The sequence below is a fragment of the Salinicola lusitanus genome, assembly GCF_003206045.1.
GTDB lineage: Bacteria > Pseudomonadota > Gammaproteobacteria > Pseudomonadales > Halomonadaceae > Salinicola > Salinicola lusitanus.
The window spans coordinates 606,335-623,662 of the sequence record NZ_PZJM01000004.1 but is presented as its reverse complement, the minus strand read 5'-3'; the positions used below and the strand labels follow the sequence as shown (position 1 = coordinate 623,662).

15 protein-coding genes and 1 pseudogene are annotated in these 17,328 nt (G+C 65.9%); 12 read left to right on the top strand and 4 right to left on the bottom strand.

Translation table 11 applies throughout. The annotated features are described in order from the left end of the window. Positions 1–42 precede the first annotated feature (42 nt). Positions 43–858: a sulfurtransferase gene (locus DOM45_RS10215; protein WP_110600092.1), complete on the top strand. Its 816-nt coding sequence runs from the start codon at positions 43–45 to the stop codon at positions 856–858. 22 nt (positions 859–880) lie between these two features. On the opposite strand, the pseudogene DOM45_RS10210 reads toward DOM45_RS10215, so the two are convergent. Next, positions 881–2,413 (bottom strand): annotated as a pseudogene (locus DOM45_RS10210) (electron transfer flavoprotein-ubiquinone oxidoreductase); the annotation flags it as partial. Positions 2,414–2,808: 395 nt separating this feature from the next. Between DOM45_RS10210 and DOM45_RS10205 the strand changes: the two are divergent. The 8 genes from DOM45_RS10205 (at position 2,809) to DOM45_RS10170 (ending at position 10,101) form a co-directional block, all read left to right on the top strand. Continuing rightward, positions 2,809–3,570: an electron transfer flavoprotein subunit beta/FixA family protein gene (locus tag DOM45_RS10205; protein ID WP_110600090.1), complete on the top strand. Its 762-nt coding sequence runs from the start codon at positions 2,809–2,811 to the stop codon at positions 3,568–3,570. 14 nt (positions 3,571–3,584) lie between these two features. Beyond that, entirely contained in the window at positions 3,585–4,511 is a 927-nt protein-coding gene (locus tag DOM45_RS10200; RefSeq protein WP_110600088.1) for an electron transfer flavoprotein subunit alpha/FixB family protein, read from the top strand. Between the two features lie 479 nt (positions 4,512–4,990). Then, positions 4,991–5,791: a DUF3450 domain-containing protein gene (locus DOM45_RS10195; protein ID WP_110600086.1), complete on the top strand. Its 801-nt coding sequence runs from the start codon at positions 4,991–4,993 to the stop codon at positions 5,789–5,791. Next, the gene (locus DOM45_RS10190) at positions 5,788–7,206 is read left to right on the top strand and encodes a MotA/TolQ/ExbB proton channel family protein (protein WP_110600084.1); all 1,419 of its coding nucleotides are present in this window, start codon (positions 5,788–5,790) and stop codon (positions 7,204–7,206) included. The genes DOM45_RS10195 and DOM45_RS10190 overlap by 4 nt, the downstream gene beginning before the upstream one ends. Continuing rightward, a complete protein-coding gene (locus DOM45_RS10185; RefSeq protein WP_110600083.1) occupies positions 7,190–7,723 on the top strand; it encodes a MotA/TolQ/ExbB proton channel family protein in 534 nt (177 codons plus the stop codon). The genes DOM45_RS10190 and DOM45_RS10185 overlap by 17 nt, the downstream gene beginning before the upstream one ends. Next, positions 7,716–8,123, top strand: a complete 408-nt coding sequence (locus tag DOM45_RS10180; protein ID WP_110600081.1) for an ExbD/TolR family protein — start codon at positions 7,716–7,718, stop codon at positions 8,121–8,123. The genes DOM45_RS10185 and DOM45_RS10180 overlap by 8 nt, the downstream gene beginning before the upstream one ends. Beyond that, positions 8,123–8,890, top strand: coding sequence for an energy transducer TonB (locus DOM45_RS10175; RefSeq protein ID WP_110600079.1), 768 nt, complete (start codon positions 8,123–8,125; stop codon positions 8,888–8,890). Before DOM45_RS10180 ends, DOM45_RS10175 begins: the two co-directional genes overlap by 1 nt. Then, positions 8,890–10,101, top strand: coding sequence for a hypothetical protein (locus tag DOM45_RS10170; RefSeq protein WP_240612352.1), 1,212 nt, complete (start codon positions 8,890–8,892; stop codon positions 10,099–10,101). Before DOM45_RS10175 ends, DOM45_RS10170 begins: the two co-directional genes overlap by 1 nt. Positions 10,102–10,214: 113 nt before the next feature. On the opposite strand, the gene xthA is transcribed toward DOM45_RS10170, so the two are convergent. Then, complete coding sequence (gene xthA / locus DOM45_RS10165) at positions 10,215–11,033, bottom strand: exodeoxyribonuclease III (protein ID WP_110600077.1); 819 nt, start codon at positions 11,031–11,033, stop codon at positions 10,215–10,217. After that, the gene (locus tag DOM45_RS10160) at positions 11,033–11,269 is read right to left on the bottom strand and encodes a hypothetical protein (protein ID WP_110600075.1); all 237 of its coding nucleotides are present in this window, start codon (positions 11,267–11,269) and stop codon (positions 11,033–11,035) included. Before DOM45_RS10160 ends, xthA begins: the two co-directional genes overlap by 1 nt. 357 nt (positions 11,270–11,626) lie before the next feature. Here DOM45_RS10160 and rhlB point away from each other — a divergent pair, with 357 nt between their 5' ends. Then, positions 11,627–12,916: an ATP-dependent RNA helicase RhlB gene (gene rhlB, locus DOM45_RS10155; protein ID WP_110600072.1), complete on the top strand. Its 1,290-nt coding sequence runs from the start codon at positions 11,627–11,629 to the stop codon at positions 12,914–12,916. Positions 12,917–13,039: 123 nt separating this feature from the next. Further along, positions 13,040–15,193, top strand: coding sequence for an ATP-dependent DNA helicase DinG (gene dinG, locus DOM45_RS10150; protein ID WP_110600070.1), 2,154 nt, complete (start codon positions 13,040–13,042; stop codon positions 15,191–15,193). Between the two features lie 112 nt (positions 15,194–15,305). Here dinG and DOM45_RS10145 read toward each other — a convergent pair whose 3' ends face one another. Then, the gene (locus DOM45_RS10145; RefSeq protein ID WP_110600068.1) at positions 15,306–16,388 is read right to left on the bottom strand and encodes a 3-deoxy-7-phosphoheptulonate synthase; all 1,083 of its coding nucleotides are present in this window, start codon (positions 16,386–16,388) and stop codon (positions 15,306–15,308) included. A 333-nt stretch (positions 16,389–16,721) separates the two neighbouring features. On the opposite strand from DOM45_RS10145, the gene rpoE reads away from it, so the two are divergent. Continuing rightward, the gene (rpoE, locus tag DOM45_RS10140) at positions 16,722–17,327 is read left to right on the top strand and encodes an RNA polymerase sigma factor RpoE (protein ID WP_110600066.1); all 606 of its coding nucleotides are present in this window, start codon (positions 16,722–16,724) and stop codon (positions 17,325–17,327) included. Position 17,328 lies beyond the last annotated feature (1 nt).

Below are 17,328 nucleotides of genomic sequence, written 5' to 3'. Positions count from 1 at the left end.
GGCCAGACTGTCTTTCGATCGACGACGCTTGGGGAGGAAGTGATGAACGCATCCGTGCTGGTGACGGTGGAAGAGTTGCAGCGCACTCTTGGCGGCGATCAACCGCCGCTGATATTCGATTGTCGCGCGTCCCGGGGCGACGAATCGCTGCCTGCCCGTCGCTATCTTCCCGGTAGTCTCATTCTGGATCTCGAACGAGATCTTTCGGCACCGCCGGGCGAGGGTGGCCGCCACCCGCTGCCCTCACACGACGCGTTCACCGCCACCCTTCAAGCCATGGGCGTCACTCCCGAACGATCCATCGTGGTTTACGACGACAACGGGGGGCAACTGGCGGCAGCACGGGCATGGTGGATGATCGCTCGCTGGGCGGGCCATCCCGCCGTTCGTGTCCTTGACGGCGGCATGACCGCATGGACGCTGGCAGCGGGCGAACTCGTGGAGACCGCCGCCGAACCGGGCGGGCGGAGCCAGTGGTGCCCAGCGTTCGATGACCAGGCGCTGATCCCGGTGGGCGCGCTTTTGGAACGAGGCGGACAACTGGTGGATGCCAGAGCCTTGTCCCGCTTTCGTGGGGTCGAAGAACCGCTCGATCCCGTCGCGGGCCATATTCCGGGGGCGACATGTCGGCCCTGCAGCGACAACCTCGATGGGAACGGTCACTTCAAATCGCCACAGCGGCTGGCGGAGGAGCTGCCCCGGGCCGAAGCGGTGACGGCCTACTGCGGCTCCGGCGTGACCGCCTGCCACAACATCCTGGCCTACGCCGTTGCCGGATTGCCGCTGCCGCGGCTCTACGTGGGTTCCTGGAGCGAGTGGATTCGCGACCCTGCCAGGCCGGTCGCGACCGGCGACTAGGCCCGGCTTCGCCCAGCGCCNNCTCCTCGACCACCTCGTAGACGCCCACCGGGCAGTAGCGCTGAGCGGGTTCGGCGTATTCCGGCAGGTTTTTCTCGATCGGGATATCGGGGTCGCTCAGCCTGAGGTGGCAGGGCTGATTCTCGTCGTGGTTGGTGTTCGACAGGAACACCGACGAGGGCTTGTCGAACGACAGCTTGCCGTCCGGTTTGGGGTAGTCGATCGGCGACGACTCCGCCGCGGTCTGCAGGCGGTGGTCCGGGGTGGTGTCGTGCTGCGTGGGCAGTTTGCCGCCCAGCAGCTGATCGACGAAATTGAAAGCGCCGCCGCCAACGGTGCCGAACTTGTGAATGGCCGGGCCGAAGCTGCGGCTGGCTTCGAGCTCCCGCCACGCCCAGCTCGACTCCCAGGCCGAGGTGAAATCGGTGAGCTCCTTGCCGCCCTCGTCGCCGGCGGCGAGGGCGGCAAACACGGTTTCCGCCGCGACCAGCCCCGACTTCATCGCGGTATGGATACCCTTGATCTTGGCGAAGTTGAGCGTGCCGGCATTGCAGCCCAGTAGCAGGGCGCCGGGCATGGTCATCCTGGGCAGACAGTTGGCGCCGCCCTTGGTGATGGCGCGGGCGCCGTAGGCCACGCGCTTCCCGCCGGTCAGATGACGCGCCAGCAGGGGATGATGCTTCATGCGCTGGAATTCGTCGAAGGGCGAGAGATACGGGTTGCGGTAGGCCAGGTCGACGATCAGTCCCACCATCACCTGCTGGTCGTCGCCGTGGTAGAGGAACCAGCCGCCGTGGCTGTCGCCGCCGTGGTCCTTGTCATCCAGAGGCCAGCCGGATCCGTGCAGCACCAGGCCCGGCTCGTGCTGCTCGGCGGGCACGTCCCACAGCTCCTTGAAGCCGATGGCATAGTGCTGGGGGTCGCGATCGGCATCGAGACCGAAGCGCTCGATCAACTGCTTGCCGATATGGCCACGGGCCCCCTCGCAGAACAGCGTGTACTTGGCGCGAAGCTCCATGCCTGGCATGTAATTGGCCGTTTCGCTGCCGTCGGCGGCGACTCCCATGTCGCCGGTGATGATGCCGCGAACGATGCCCTCCTCGTCGACGATCGGCTGCTGCGCGGCGAAGCCGGGGAAGATCTCGACGCCCAGTCCTTCGGCCTGCTCGGCCAGCCAGCGGCAGAGGTTCCCGGCACTGATGACATAGTTCTTCGTGGCGGGTCCGTCGCCGCCGTGACCGGTGTTGTGCATCGACTTCGGCACCAGGGCGTTGGGCAACTTCTGCGCCTTGCCGGCGTCCTTCAGCAGGTAGAGTTCATCGCGCAGCACCGGCGTGTTCAGTGGCGCGCCGCGCTCAGCCCAGTCGGGAAAGAGTTCGGCCAGGGCCCGCGGCTCGAACACCGCGCCGGAGAGAATGTGTGCACCCACCTCCGACCCCTTTTCCACCACGCAGACCGACAGTTCTCGTCCGGCGTCACTCGCCTGCTGCATCAGGCGACACGCCGCCGACAACCCGCTGGGGCCTGCCCCGACGATGACTACATCGAAATCCATGGATTCACGTTCCAAACCCGATCTCCTCGCTTGCTGGCAGGGCGCTGTCGCGCTGCCCACCCGGTCCGTTCGTCGACGGCGATGGGCCGTCGTTTGTTATGGCCTTACGTTAGCCAGAGGGTTGTCGTTATGCCAACCGGCGCTGGCCTTATGCGAAGGTGCTGCTTCGGCACGGTGCCGTCGATGCGCTATCATCGCATTTTTCGCCCATTGCTGTCCCCGTGGTGCACCACCCTGGGGCGCGAAGGGCGTCGAGTTGACCCCGGCCGGCGTCGGCGTGATTCTGTCTCCGCCGACGTTCTGTTATCCGGCATCGAGCCACGATCAGGGCCGCCAATCGTCGATGTCGGCCGACGCCTGCCGGGTCGGTCTGTCAATAGCCAGCGAGGACACCCATGAAAGTACTCGTCGCGGTCAAACGCGTCATCGATTACAACGTCAAGATCCGGGTCAAGCCGGATCACTCCGATGTCGATCTGACCAACGTCAAGATGGCCATGAACCCGTTCTGCGAGATCGCGGTGGAAGAGGCCGTTCGACTCAAGGAGAAGGGCATCGCCACCGAAATCGTCGCCGTCACGGTCGGTCCCAAGGCCGCGCAGGAGCAACTGCGCACAGCGTTGGCGCTGGGAGCGGATCGCGCTATTCATGTCGAAACCGAAGAGCGCGTCGAGTCACTGACGGTCGCCAAACTGCTCAAGGGCGTCGTCGACGAGGAGCAGCCGGGCCTGGTCATCCTCGGCAAGCAGGCGATCGACACCGACAACAATCAGACCGGTCAGATGCTGGCGGCGTTGGCCAATATGGGGCAGGGCACCTTCGCCTCCGAAGTCGCTTTCGGCGACGGGGTCGAGGAGGGGGAGATTCGCGTCACCCGCGAGATCGACGGTGGCCTGCAGACCGTCGCGCTCAAGCTGCCGGCCGTGGTCACCACCGACCTGCGCCTGAACGAGCCGCGCTACGCCAAGCTGCCGGACATCATGAAAGCCAAGAAGAAGCCGCTCGACACCCGGACGCCGGAAGCGCTTGGCGTGACCGTCGCCAGCGGGCTGTCGCTGCTGAAGGTCGAGACACCGGCCGAGCGCAAGGGCGGTATCAAGGTGGGCTCCGTGGATGAGCTGATCGACAAACTTAAGAACGAAGCCAAAGTGCTTTGATAGGAGCGGATGAGATGAGCATTCTGGTTCTCGCCGAACACCACGACGGTCAGCTCGCTGCCGGTACCGCCCACGTCGTGGGCGCGGCCCGGGCGATCGGCGGCGATATCGATATTCTGGTCGCGGGTGACGGTGTCGCCGGCGTTGCCGAGGCGGCCGCCAGGCTCGATGGTGTCTCGCGCGTTCGCGTGGCCGACGCCCCGGTCTACGCCCACCAACTGGCCGAGCCGCTGGCGGACCTGCTGGTCAAGCTCGCCGACGACTACAGCCACGTGCTGGCCGCGGCCTCCACCGAAGGCAAGAACGTGCTGCCGCGCGTCGCCGCGCTCAAGGACGTCTCCCAGATCTCCGAGATTCTGAGCGTCGAAGGCGCCGACACCTTCAAGCGGCCGATCTATGCCGGCAACGCCATCGCCACGGTGCAGTCCAGCGATGCGTTCAAGGTGATCACGGTGCGCACCACGGCGTTCGATCCAGTGGCCGAGGGCGGTGGCGCCACCATCGAAGCCCTGGATATCGTGGTCTCCAGCGAGCTGTCGCGCTTCATCGGCGAGGAGCTGGCCCAGAACGAACGTCCGGAGCTGGGCGGGGCGCGTGTCGTCATTTCCGGCGGTCGCGGGATGGGCAACGGCGACAACTTCAAGCTCCTCGACGGTATCGCCGACAAGCTGGGTGCAGCGATCGGGGCCTCGCGTGCCGCCGTCGATGCCGGCTTCGTGCCCAACGACATGCAGGTCGGGCAGACCGGCAAGATCGTCGCCCCCGACCTCTATATCGCCGTGGGGATCAGCGGAGCGATCCAGCACCTGGCCGGGATGAAGGACTCCAAGGTGATCGTGGCCATCAACAAGGATGACGAGGCGCCGATCTTCCAGGTGGCGGACTATGGCCTGGTGGGCGACCTGTTCGAGATCCTGCCCGAGCTGGAACAGAAGCTGTAGGAGATCGGGATCTTCCAGGTCGCGCTCTCGAGGGTCTGCGGCCTCGTCGGTGATCGGTTCGAGCTCCTGCCCGAGCGGGAACAGAAGCTGTAGGAGATCGGGATCTTCCAGGTCGCGCTCTCGAGGGTTTGCGGCCTCGCCGGTGATCGGTTCGAGCTCCTGCCCGAGCGGGGACAGAAGCCACGGTCCCGTCGTCGCGGAACCGCGGTGGCGAAAAAGCCGATNNCATCGGCTTTTTCGTGTCCGGGGGTCGGGCGCCGTATTCAGGAAGCCTCGCCTCGGCGTCACCGCCAGGCGTCGGTGAGAGGGCGGCGGCGTGGATGCGTATTGATAATTGTTCTTGTTTGTATTAGCGTATCGCGTCGAATTCAATCTCGTCATTCCGCCGACCCGGCGGCGCTCTTCACCGCCTCGTCGTTACGGCTTATCCGCAAGGAGATAGCGTGGTGCTCCATTTCCCGCGAACAAGAGGTGGGTATGTGTTGGTCCTCTGCCTCGCCGCCATCAGTGTGAGTGCGTCCAGCACGACACTTGCCCAGGACTCGCTGAGTCAGGCCAGCATCCAGGCGCAGCAGACCCAGGCCGAGCTCCAGCAGCGCATCGACGACGCCGACGACGCCACCCGCGAGGCGCTGCAGCGCTTGCGCCAGGCCGATCAGCAGGCCGATCGACTGGAGAGCTACAACGCCGAACTGGCGCCGATCGTCGATAATCAGGCCAAGCGTATCGATGCCGAAAAGCAGGCGCTCGCGCAGATCTCCGTGACCCGCGAGGCGCTGCCGGGCGAGATGCGCCAGATGGTCGGGCAACTGCGGGCGATGATCGAGGCGGACATGCCGTTCCTGCGTGACGAGCGACTGGCCCGCGTCGATGACCTGGAGCAGATGCTGTCCCGCGATGACGCCTCCCAGGCCGACAAGCTGCAGCGTATCTTTTCCGCCTGGCGTGCCGAGCTGGCCTACGGGCGGGAGATGGATCAATGGAGCGGACCGCTCGAGGGCGCGCAATCCGAGGCCGCCGGCCAGGCCAGCCAGATGGCGAGGGAGGTCGATTATTTGCGCGTTGGCCGCACCGGCTGGTACTACGTCACCCCGGATGACCGCGCCGGCGGAGTCTGGAGCGTTGCCAACGGTAACTGGGAAGCGCTGAACGGCGATCAGATCAATGAGGTCCGCCGCGGCATCCGAATCGCTCAGGATCAGAGCGCGCCTGCACTGCTCCGACTGCCGGCCTCGCTGGTGGTCGGCGCGGGGCGATCAGCAACGGAGGGCCAGTCATGAGGCGTCATTCATGGTGGTTGGTGCTGCCCCTCGCGGCGATCACGCTGCTGCCCGGTACCGTCAGCGCCCAGTCTGGCGCCGCGGCAGGCGATGCGACGAGTGATACCGCGTCCTCGATGCAGCAGGTGCTCGACAGGTTCCGCTCCGACAGCCAAGCCGCCGAACAGCGTGATAGCCAGCGGCTGGAGACCCTGCTGGACGATCGCCAGGCGTTACAGCAAGCGGTCACCGATGCCGAGCAACGCCTGCAGCAAGCGCAGGCCCGGCGGGATGAGCTGGAGGCGCGTCAATCGGACCAGCAGCAGCAACTGGCCGACCTGGGTCAGCAGCGCGCCCAGGACGCCGGGGATATCGGCGATATCTCCGGTATCGTCAAGCAGCAGGCCAGCGAGCTTCGGGATGCCCTCGCCGAGAGCTGGCTGACCGTCGGTGGCGATGCGACGCTGCCGCCGCGTCTCGACGATCGCGGCCTCGTCGATCTGCAGACTCTCGAACGCGTACGTCGGGATCTGGCGGGGCTGGTCGCGGAGAGCGGGCGCGGGGTGCGGTTCCAGGCGCCCGTCGCGGGTCAGGATGGCGACGTGAGCCAGCGGGAAGTGGTGCGGCTGGGCGATACCGTCGCCTTCAGCGATGGCGATCTGCTGCAGCGCGTGGGCGACGATGGCCGCCTCTCCGTGTTCGCGGCGACGCCGGGCGACGCTCGTCAGGCGTTGAAGGCGTTCCAGCAGGGCGACGGCAACCAGATCGTGATCGACCCCACCGACGGTGACGTGCTCGAGGCGCTGTCTCAGCAGCCAACGCTATGGCAGCGCTTTCAGCAGGGTGGCTACGTCGGCTACGTGATCGTGGCGCTGGGGCTCGTCGGGCTACTGGTGGCGCTGGTCCAGTACGCCTATCTGCTTCGGGTCAGTGCGAGAATGCGTCGCCAGATGCAGTCTCCGGACACCTTGCGTGACGACAATCCGTTGGGACGGGTCCTCGCGCGTTTCGCCGCGCTGGGTCGCGATCATGCGCCGGAAGCGCTGGAAGCTCGTCTCGATGAAGCCATGCTGGCGGAACAGCCCCGTCTGGAGCGGGGGCAGCCGATCGTCAAGCTGATCGCCGCGGTGGCGCCGCTGCTGGGACTGCTGGGTACGGTTACCGGGATGATCGTGACTTTCCAGTCGATCACGGTGTTCGGTACCGGCGACCCCCAACTGATGGCGGGTGGCATCAGCCAGGCACTGGTGACGACGGTGCTGGGCCTGATCACGGCGGTGCCGTTGCTGTTCGTCAATACGGCATTGAGCAGCCGGAGCCGGCGTCTGATCGGCTTGCTGGAAGGTCGCGCCAGCGCCGTGCTCGCCGAGCATCTCGAAGCCGAAACCGCTGCCGTTGCCCACGCCGAGGAGCGTCGTCATGGTGCTCACGCTTGAGCCGATCCGCTGGCTGATCGGCGCCGGCGGTGAGGTGCTGGTGGTGATCATGCTGGTAGCCATGGCGCTGTTCGCGATGTCGCTGGAACGGCTGTTCTACTGGCAGTTCACCCACCGCCGGGCCCGGCGGGTGTTGATCGACGCCTGGATTCGGCGTCGCGATCACTCGAGCTGGAGTGCGCTGACACTGCGCGAGGTGTGGACGCGCGAATTGATCGCCCGGCTGCGTCTGCCGCTGCCGTGGCTCAAGCTGCTCATTGCGGTCTGCCCCTTGCTCGGATTGCTGGGGACGGTGACCGGGATGATCCAGGTCTTCGACAGTCTGGCACTCACCGAGAGCAATCAGGCGCGGGCGATGGCCGATGGCGTTGCCCAGGCCACGTTGCCGACGCTGTGCGGAATGGCGGTCGCCGTGGTCGGCCTGCTGTTCGTCACCCGGCTGGAACAGATCATTCGACGCGAGGACCAGCGGCTGCACGACCGCATGGCCCGCGCCGTGGAGGACTCTCATGCGTAGGCGCCGCTTGCGGGAAGCGACTGATGACTCGACCGGCATCGACCTGACGCCGATGCTGGATGTCGTCTTCATCATGCTGATCTTCTTCATCGTCACCACCAGCTTCATCAAGGAGAGTGGCGTCGAGATCCAGCGCCCCGAGTCCAGCGAGGCGACGGCTAGGCAGGATACCCAGGTGCTGGTCGCGATCACCGGTGAAGGCGCGGTGTGGGTCGATGGCGAAGCCGTGGATGCCCATCGCGTCGGCGCACGCGTGGCGCAGCTGGTCTCCGGTGACGGCAGCGTCGTGGTCCAGGCCGATAAGAACTCGACCACCGGCCTGCTGATCCAGGTGATGGATCGGATTCACCAGGCCGGGGTCGACAACGTTGCCGTGGCTGCCAACCGGGGCGCCGGCTGATGCGTAGATTGGCCGGTCTGGCGGGTGGCGCGCTGCTGGCGCTGCTGCTGTTCTACCTACTGGCGCTGCTGGTGGCACCGCCGGCGCCGGATCGCACACAGATCGTCACGCCCACGGCGATCTCCATGGTCGACGCGCCGCAGCCGGACCCGGCGCAGCCGACGCCGACATCCCCCGCGTTGCCGCCGGCCAGCGCGCCACCGCCGCCGCCCGCGGCAGCACCGCCACCGGCAGCCGAAGCGCCCAGCCCGGTGGAGATTCCCGAGCCGCAGACACCGCCGATGCAGACGCCGGACGTCACCCTGGACGAGACACTGCCCGAGCTGAGCGAAGCCCGGCCCGAACCGGAACCTCGCCCCGAGCCGGAGCCCCGGCCGACGCAGGAAACAGTGGCTGAAGCCACGCCGCAGCCGGAAGCCTCGCCCGAGCCGGCGGATGCGCCAGCGCAGCCCAATCCGGCACCCCAGCAGCCGCCCCGGGGTACGCAGGCATCGCCACGTGACGTCGGTCAGCTGCAGCCGACCAGTCGAGTCAATCCGACTTACCCGATGCGGGCGCGTCGTCGCGGCATGGAAGGCTACGTCGAGGTCAGCTTCATCATTCAACCGGATGGGCGTGTCGACACCGGCAGCTTGCGGGTGATCGATGCCGACCCCGCCAATGTCTTCGATCGTGCGGTGGAAGAGGCGGTATCGCAGTGGCGGTTCCCGCCGGCCGACGACGTGCGGCGCGCCACTCAGCGTATCCAGTTCCAGTTGGAGGGCTGATGATGAGTTCGACGAGGGTTCGCCGTCTGGGCAGGCGCTGCCTGGCGCTGGTGGCAGCGGGCCTGGTCGGCTTCGGCAGCGCCTCGCCGGCGCAGGCGGAGGGGCCGGCGCTGCGCCCGGACATGATTCGAACGCTGCAATCGATGCAGTCGCAGCTCGAGGCCGGCGACGATGCGACGGTGGCCTCGCGGGCCGCGGCATCCGCCTCGCGTCTCCAAGGTGGCAACGCCGCCGACCGCTGGGCACGGGCGCTGTTCCTGCAACTGGCTGCCACGGCCAATGCCAGTCGCCACGAGGATGCCACGGCGGCGGATCAGTTTGCCGAGGCGCGGCGTATCGACGGTGTCCCCGCCGCTCGCCGGCTCGCCTGGTTGCAGCAGGAAGCACGTCTCCGGCTCCGCGCCGGCCAGACGCGGGAGGGCGCCGACCTGCTGACCGCCTGGATCGAGCGCAGCGGCGGCGACGATGCGTCGCGCTGGCTGCTGGTCCAGGCGCGGGCGTCGCTCGACGACTGGACAGCGGCCAGCCAGTCGCTCGATCGCCTGCGGGAATCCGGCAGCGAAGGCTGGAGCTCGTCGCAGCGTCAGTTGGCGAGCACGGTCTATCAACAGAGTGGGCGTTTCGACGACGCCCTGGCGCTGCTGGGCAGTGACCAAGATTCGCCGGACGTTTGGCGCCGCGCCGCGGGCCTGGCCCAGCAAGCCGGCGATAACGGCCGGGCCGCGGCGATCTGGGAGAGCGGCTGGCGCCGTGGCGTGCTGGTCTCGAAAGACGATCTGCGGCAACTGGCCAAATTGCATATCGCCGGCGGTACGCCGGCCCGTGCCGCCGAGCATCTGGCCCACTGGATGGACGACGGTCGGCTCGAAGCCAGTGCCGACAACCTCAAGCTCCTGGCGCAGGCGTGGACGGCGGCACGCAGTCACGACGAGGCGCTGGGGGCCTGGCGCGCGCTGGCAGAGCGGACCGGGCGCGGGCAGGATTGGCAACAGCTGGCGGAGGTCGCTTACGGCTGGGGCGAATGGCAGACGACGCTGGATGCGCTCTCCAGCCTGCGCCAGGCGGGTGGCGAGGTGTCGGGACGCGACTGGCTGCTGCAGGGTATCGCGGCTGCCCGGCTCGATCGGCGTGACGTGGCGCGGGAGGCCTTTCGCCAGGCCAAGGCCGCCGGCGTGACCCAGGCCCAGCAGTGGCTGGACTCACTGGGCTGACGAGCGGCGGTTTTCCACCGCTCTTCGACTCGGCCACCGACGGCTTCTATCGACGACGCCCCGAGTTCCGGGGCGTCGTCGTTGCTGGCGCTGCCAATCAGATCGACATCCCCTCAGTCGAGATCGAACTCGCTCCATACCGGTGCGTGATCGGAAGGTCGTTCCATGCCGCGCAGGTCATAATCGATCCCGGAGCGCCGAGTCGCACTCGCCAGGGGCTCGGTCACCAGGATGTAGTCGATCCGCAGCCCGCGCTTGGGCTCACGGTCGAAACCCTTGGAGCGGTAGTCGAACCAGCTGAAGAAATCAGTGCTGTCGGGATGGCAGCGCCGGTAGCTGTCCTCCAGCCCCCACGCCTTCAGGCGTGCAAGCCACTCACGCTCTTCCGGCTGGAAACTGGTCTTGCCCTCGCGTAGCCAGCGCTTGCGGTTCTCTTCGCCGATGCCGATGTCGATGTCCGCCGGGGAGATGTTGAAATCCCCCATGATCGCCACCCGCTCGTCGGGTCGATGGCGTTGCTCGAGCAGGGCGTTGAGACCGGCGTAGAACGCCCGCTTGTTGGGATACTTGGTGGGGTGGGCGATATTCTCGCCCTGGGGAAAGTAGCCGTTCCACACCGTGATGGGCTGACCGTCGTTCATGGTCAACGTCACGCCGATCAGCCGGCGCTGCGCGTCCTCACCGTCGTCCGGCAGCCCGTAGTGGACGGCCGCCGGTGCCGACCGGGTCAGCATGGCGACCCCATAATGTCCCTTCTGGCCGTGAAAATGGACGTGATAGCCCATCGCCTCCACGGCTTGCCTGGGAAACTCGCTGTCCTGGACCTTGGTCTCCTGCAGCCCAATCACGTCCGGCGCGTGCGTCGCGATCAGCGCCTCGAGCTGGTGGAGCCGCGCCCGGATGCCGTTGATGTTGAAAGAAACCAGGCGCATCAGTCGGAATCCTTGTCGTCGCTGGCGGGCTTGTGCAGGGGGAGTGGCGGGGCGCTCTGGCGTTGGCGCTTGCGCTCGGCCTGCAGCTTGCGCTGCTGAGTCTTCTTGTCGACGTAGCGGCGCGACGGCGCGACTTCGTCGGGATTGTCATGGCGCCAGCGGCGGTAATCCTTGCGCTTGCCGGTGCGGATCGTCACCTTGTCGGCCAGCGACCGGGTCTTTTTTCTGCGAGTCATGCGCGCGACCTATGAGCTTCTTGGCGGGTAATCGAGAGCGATTGAATGGCGGATAGTTTAACAGCCAGCGCAGCGCCTGCCATCGAATACCCGAACCAGACCCGCACACCCGGTGTGCCAGGGCCGGCAATCTCGATCGACTGGGCTCGCGACGTTGGCGGGCGAGACTGGTACAATACTGTCGGCTCGCGTCGGGTGGTCTCTGCGCGAGATCGTCACTCGTCGCGTCGAGGATTCGCCCTGGAGGCGTGAACACTCCTTCCGCCGCGCCGATCACGGTGCTACCGGCCTCCGGTACGGACAGCGCCGGCTCTCGCGAGTCAAACCGTCAATCGATTTCGGACATTCGTCATAACTATGAGTGAGTCTGACAACACCCAGGCCCCGGCACAGAACCGCAGACCCAAGCGGCGTCGGCGCAAGCCACGTAAATCGCAGTCGCGGAACACTTCGGGCTGGTCGCTGAAGCAGTTTCAGGTCGAGCCCGTTGCCGGACGCTGGCGATTCCACGATTTCGACCTGCCGAACCCGCTGATGCGAGCGATCCAGGCCGAAGGCTTCGAGTACTGCACGCCGATTCAGGCCGAAGCGCTGATGCACACGCTGCTCGGTGGCGACGTCGTCGGCAAGGCGCAGACCGGCACCGGCAAGACCGCCGCATTCCTGATCTCGATGCTGGCTTACTTCCTGGAAGAGGAAGCGCCGGATGGCCAGAAGCCGGGGACCCCGCGTGCGCTGATCGTCGCGCCGACCCGTGAGCTGGCGCTGCAGATCGAGAAGGACGCCAAGGCGCTGTCCCGTTTCACGTCACTGCATGTGGCGAGTGTCGTCGGTGGCATGGACTACCAGAAGCAGCGCGACCAGTTGAGCAAGAACCTGGATATTCTGGTGGCCACCCCGGGGCGCCTGCTCGACTTCCAGCAGAAGCGGGACATCGATCTCTCCCAGGTCGAGGTGCTGGTCCTGGACGAGGCCGACCGCATGCTGTCGATGGGCTTCATTCCTGACGTCAAGCGCATCATCCGCTACACGCCCAAGCGCGAGGAGCGCCAGACCTTCCTGTTCTCGGCGACCTTCACCCCGGATATCCTCAATCTCTCGGAGCAGTGGACGCAGAATCCCGCTCACGTCGAGATCGAGGTGACCCACGACAACGCCGCCAACATCGACCAGCGCGTCTATCTGGTCAGCGACAACGAGAAGCGCAAACTGCTGTTCAACCTGGTCCGTCAGGAAGCGATGGAGAGGGTGATCGTGTTCGGCAACCGTCGCGACCTGGTGCGCGAGCTGGATCAACTGCTGCGCGACCAGGGCATCAACGCTGCCATGCTCTCCGGTGACGTGCCTCAGAACCAGCGCATCAGGACGCTCGAGCGCTTTCGCGAAGGCGAAGTCACCGTGCTGGTGGCCACCGATGTCGCTGGACGCGGAATCCACATCGAGGATGTCAGTCACGTGATCAACTTCACGCTGCCGGAAGATCCCGAGGATTACGTCCACCGTATCGGTCGGACCGGCCGTGCCGGCGCCAAGGGCGTGTCGATCAGCTTCGTCGGCGAGGAAGACGCCTTCTCGCTGCCCGAGATCGAAAACTATATCAACGGCAAGCTCCCCTGCGAGCATCCGCCCGAGTCCATGATGTCGTGAGCCGATGGCGCCGTCGACCGGAGCCGTGGTTCAATCGATGTTATCGGACGACGTGGTCGTCTCGTGGCAATCGCCCACCGCCGGTGGGCGATCTCACTTCCGATAGTCCGCCCCGGAAAGCGCATGCTCGACGAATCCCTCAAGCAGGAAATCCAGGAGGCTTACCGGCGTGTGCTCGAAGGGCTGGAGCTCACGCCGCGTTACGGCCAGCGCCTGATGATCGCGGAGATCGCGCGCACGCTGGCGTCGATCGAGCGGGACGAGCAGGGGCATCGGACCTCCAACGAACACGTCTGCGTGCTGGAAGCGGGCACCGGGACCGGCAAGACGCTCGCCTATCTATTGGCGGCGCTGCCGGTGGCCAAGGCCCGTGGCAAGCGGCTGGTGATCGCCACTGCCACGGTGGCACTGCAGGAGCAGGTGCTCAATCAGGACCTGCCGATGCTCAAGACGCACAGCGGCCTCGACTTCGAGTACGCGCTGGCCAAGGGGCGCGGCCGCTACCTGTGCGTGGCCAAGCTCGATCAGGCGCTGGAGGGCGCCGAGCCCAACCCGACGCTGTCGCTGTTCGAGCAGACCATCGCCACGGATGCGGGCGGGGACTTTCCGCAGTTGATCCAGGAGATGGCCGATACCTACGCTTCCGGCAACTGGGAAGGGGATCGCGACAGCTGGCCGGTCGCCATCGACGACCGGGACTGGCGCCGGCTGACCGTGGATCACCGCCAGTGCACCAACCGCCGCTGCGGGCATTTCGGCGCCTGCGCCTATTTTCGTTCGCGCCGGCATCTCGAACAGGCCGACATCATCGTCGCCAACCATGACCTGGTGCTGGCGGACCTCGCGCTGGGTGGAGGAATGGTGCTGCCGGCGCCCAAGGATTGCATCTACGTCTTCGACGAAGGGCATCATCTGCCGGACAAGGCGCTGGACCATTTCTACCATCGCTTCGGGGTCAATGGCGCGCTGCGCTGGCTGCGCACCCTGAAGAAGTCGCTGACCGAACTGAACACTGCGCTGGGCGCGCAGCCCACGCTGGCGCGACTGCTGGCGACTTTCCCCGAGCGAATCGCGGCGCTGGAGCCGCGGCTGGGTGACGTCTATGCCATGGGGCATCGGATCGCGGGTCTGGACGCCGGCGCCGGCGACGAGACGCAGCACTTCCGGTTTCCCAACGGCAAGGCGCCGGCGCCGCTGGCCGATCTCGCCCAGCAACTGGTGATTCCCTTCGCCGAGCTGTCGCGGGATCTCGAGACGATGAGCGATATCCTGCGCGAGAGCCTCGACCCGGATAAATCCACCGGGCTTGCGCGCGAACAGGCGGAGCCCTGGCTGCCGCTGACGGCGCTGCTCCATGGTCGCGCCCTGGAAGCGCACTCGCTGTGGTCCGCCATGGCCAAGCCGGATCCGGCAGGGCAGGCGCCGCAGGCGCGCTGGCTGACGTTCCAGCACTTCGCCGGGGAGCCGGAGCTCACCTTTTCGGCCAGCCCGGTGTCGGCGGCGGAAACGCTGGCCCGTTACCTCTGGGGGAGCTGCTATGGCGCGGTGGTGACTTCGGCCACGCTGACGGCGCTCAACCGCTTCGAACGACTTCAGGAGCGGGCGGGGCTGGCCAACCGCTACCGCTATCAGCGCCTGCCGAGCCCGTTCGACTACTCGCGGGCGATTCTCAGCGTGCCGCGGGAAGCCGTCGAGCCGGGGGACGCCATGGCCCATGACCGCTCGATCGTCCAGTTCATCGAGGGCTTGAGTGACGATGAGGCGGTGCTGGTGCTGTTCTCGTCGCGCAAGCAGTTGCGCAGTGTCGCCGATGCGCTGGAGGAGCCGTGGGCCTCGCGCCTGCTCTCTCAGGATCGATTGCCGAAAAGAGAGCTGCTGGAACGTCATCGCGTTGCCGTCGACGCTGGCAAGGGGAGCCTGATCTTCGGTCTCGCGAGCTTCGCCGAGGGGATCGACCTCCCGGGGCGCTATCTGACCCACGTGGTGATCACCCGGCTGCCTTTCTCGGTGCCGGACGACCCGGTCGGTGCCACGCTGGCCGAGTGGATCGAGAGCCAGGGCGGCAACCCGTTCATGCGGATCTCGGTGCCGGATGCGTCGATCAAGCTGGTCCAGGCGTGCGGGCGGCTGATTCGCAAGGAGAACGACAGCGGCCGCATCTCGCTGCTGGATCGGCGCGTGCTGACGCGTCGCTACGGCAAGGCGCTGCTGGATGCGCTACCACCGTTTCGCCGTCAGATCGACGGGGTGGAAGCGGGCGAGCCGGCAAGAAACTGATCGCTGGCCGCGAGGCCTCTGTCGGTGTGAAAATCTGTTGTCGCGAAAACGCCCGATNNATCGGGCGTTTTCGCTCTATCGATCCTGCGGACGATCGATTACCGACAATGGATCAGTCGTCGGACTGCTGGCGGTCGCGCAGCGGCGCCGCGAGCTGCTCCGCCATCTGCGTCAGCGTCCGTTCCGTGGTTGGCCAGTCGATGCAGGCGTCGGTGATCGACACGCCATACTGGAGCTGACTGCGGTCCTCGGGCATCTTCTGGCTGCCCCAGCCGATGTTCGACTCGATCATCAACCCGATGATCGAGCGGTTGCCGTCGAGAATCTGGTGGGTCACGTTCTCCATCACCAACGGCTGCAGCGCCGGATCCTTGTTGGAGTTGGCGTGGGAGCAGTCGACCATCAGGTTGGCCTTCAGGCCCGCCTTGTGCAGTTCCTGCTCGGCGAGCGTGACGCTGACGCTGTCGTAGTTGGGCTTGCCGTTGCCACCGCGCAGCACCACATGTCCGTAGGCGTTGCCCCGGGTGCGAATCACCGCGACCTGGCCGGCCTGGTCGATACCCAGGAAATTGTGCGGGCTCGCCACCGACTGCAGGGCGTTGACGGCGACGTCGAGGCTGCCGTCGGTGCCGTTCTTGAAGCCGACCGGGCCGGAGAGACCGGAGGCCATCTCGCGGTGAGTCTGGGATTCGGTGGTGCGGGCGCCCACCGCGGACCAGCTGATGCAGTCCTGCAGATATTGCGGCGAGATCGGGTCCAGCGCTTCCGTGGCCAGCGGCAGTCCGATCTCGGCCAGATCCACCAGCAGCCGGCGAGCGATATGCAGGCCTTCCTCGATCTCGAACGAGTCGTTGAGGTGCGGATCGTTGATCAGGCCTTTCCACCCCACCGTGGTACGGGGCTTCTCGAAGTAGACGCGCATCACGATGTAAAGGCTGTCGCTGACGGTATCGGCCAGTTTGCGTAGGCGCCGGGCATAGTCGCGGGCCGCGTCCGGGTCGTGGATCGAGCAGGGGCCGATGACGACGAGCAGGCGAGGATCTTCACGATCGAGAATACGCTGGATGGTCTGGCGACCTTCGATGACGGTGCGTTCGGCGGATTCCGAAAGTGGGATGTTCTGCTTCAACGCTTCCGGGGTAATCAGGAGATCCTGGGAGAGAACGTTGAGATTGTTGACCTGCTGTTCCGACATGCTGGGACCCGTTGGCTCTAGTAGTGACTGCGCGTGAAGCGCGTACTATGGAGGTTCAAGGGTGCAAAAATCAACTTTGCGCGCCCGGCTGCCGCCGTCTCCCGGGAATCGGGCGGAAAACGGGTGGCTTGATGGAAGGGGCCAAAACGGCAACACTGGGCCGGCTTCGCGTGCTAATCCTTCGTTTCTGTTATAAGTTGCACGCCTGTCACTGAATCGCGAGCCCCAGGGGCTCCAGGTTGGATCATGAGCGTATTGTCTCCCAGTCACCATAGTCGTCATCGTTGTTCTGCTCTGCCGCGTCCCGTCCCCAGCCGTTCGGGGAGGCGCTGAATGGGTGTTCGAGAGACCGATCAGCAACTCGTCGAGCGCGCGCAGAAGGGAGATACTCGGGCCTTCGATCTTTTGGTCAAGAAATACCAGCACAAGATTCTCGGGCTGATAAGCCGCTACGTCCAGGACCACTCTGAGGTGCAGGATGTGGCGCAGGAAGCTTTCATCAAGGCGTACCGCGCGTTGGGCAGTTTTCGCGCCGAGAGCGCCTTCTATACCTGGATGTATCGAATCGCCATCAATACGGCGAAGAACTATCTGGTCTCCCGGGGGCGGCGGCCGCCGGGCAGCGATCTGGACATCAGTGATGCCGAGATCGTCGACCAGAGCGGGCGGCTGTCGGATATCGAGTCACCGGAAGCCGCCATCGCCCGCGACCAGCTCGAATCAGCCGTGTTCGCGGCCATCGAGCAGTTGCCCGACGACCTGCGCACCGCGATCACGTTGCGCGAGTTCGATGGCCTCTCCTATGAAGATATCGCCACGATCATGGAGTGTCCCGTGGGCACCGTCCGCTCGAGAATCTTCCGGGCGCGGGAGGCGGTCGACAAGCATATCGAACCCTTGCTGGAACATGGCGCCAAGAACGCTGTCAATGGGTCCTGAT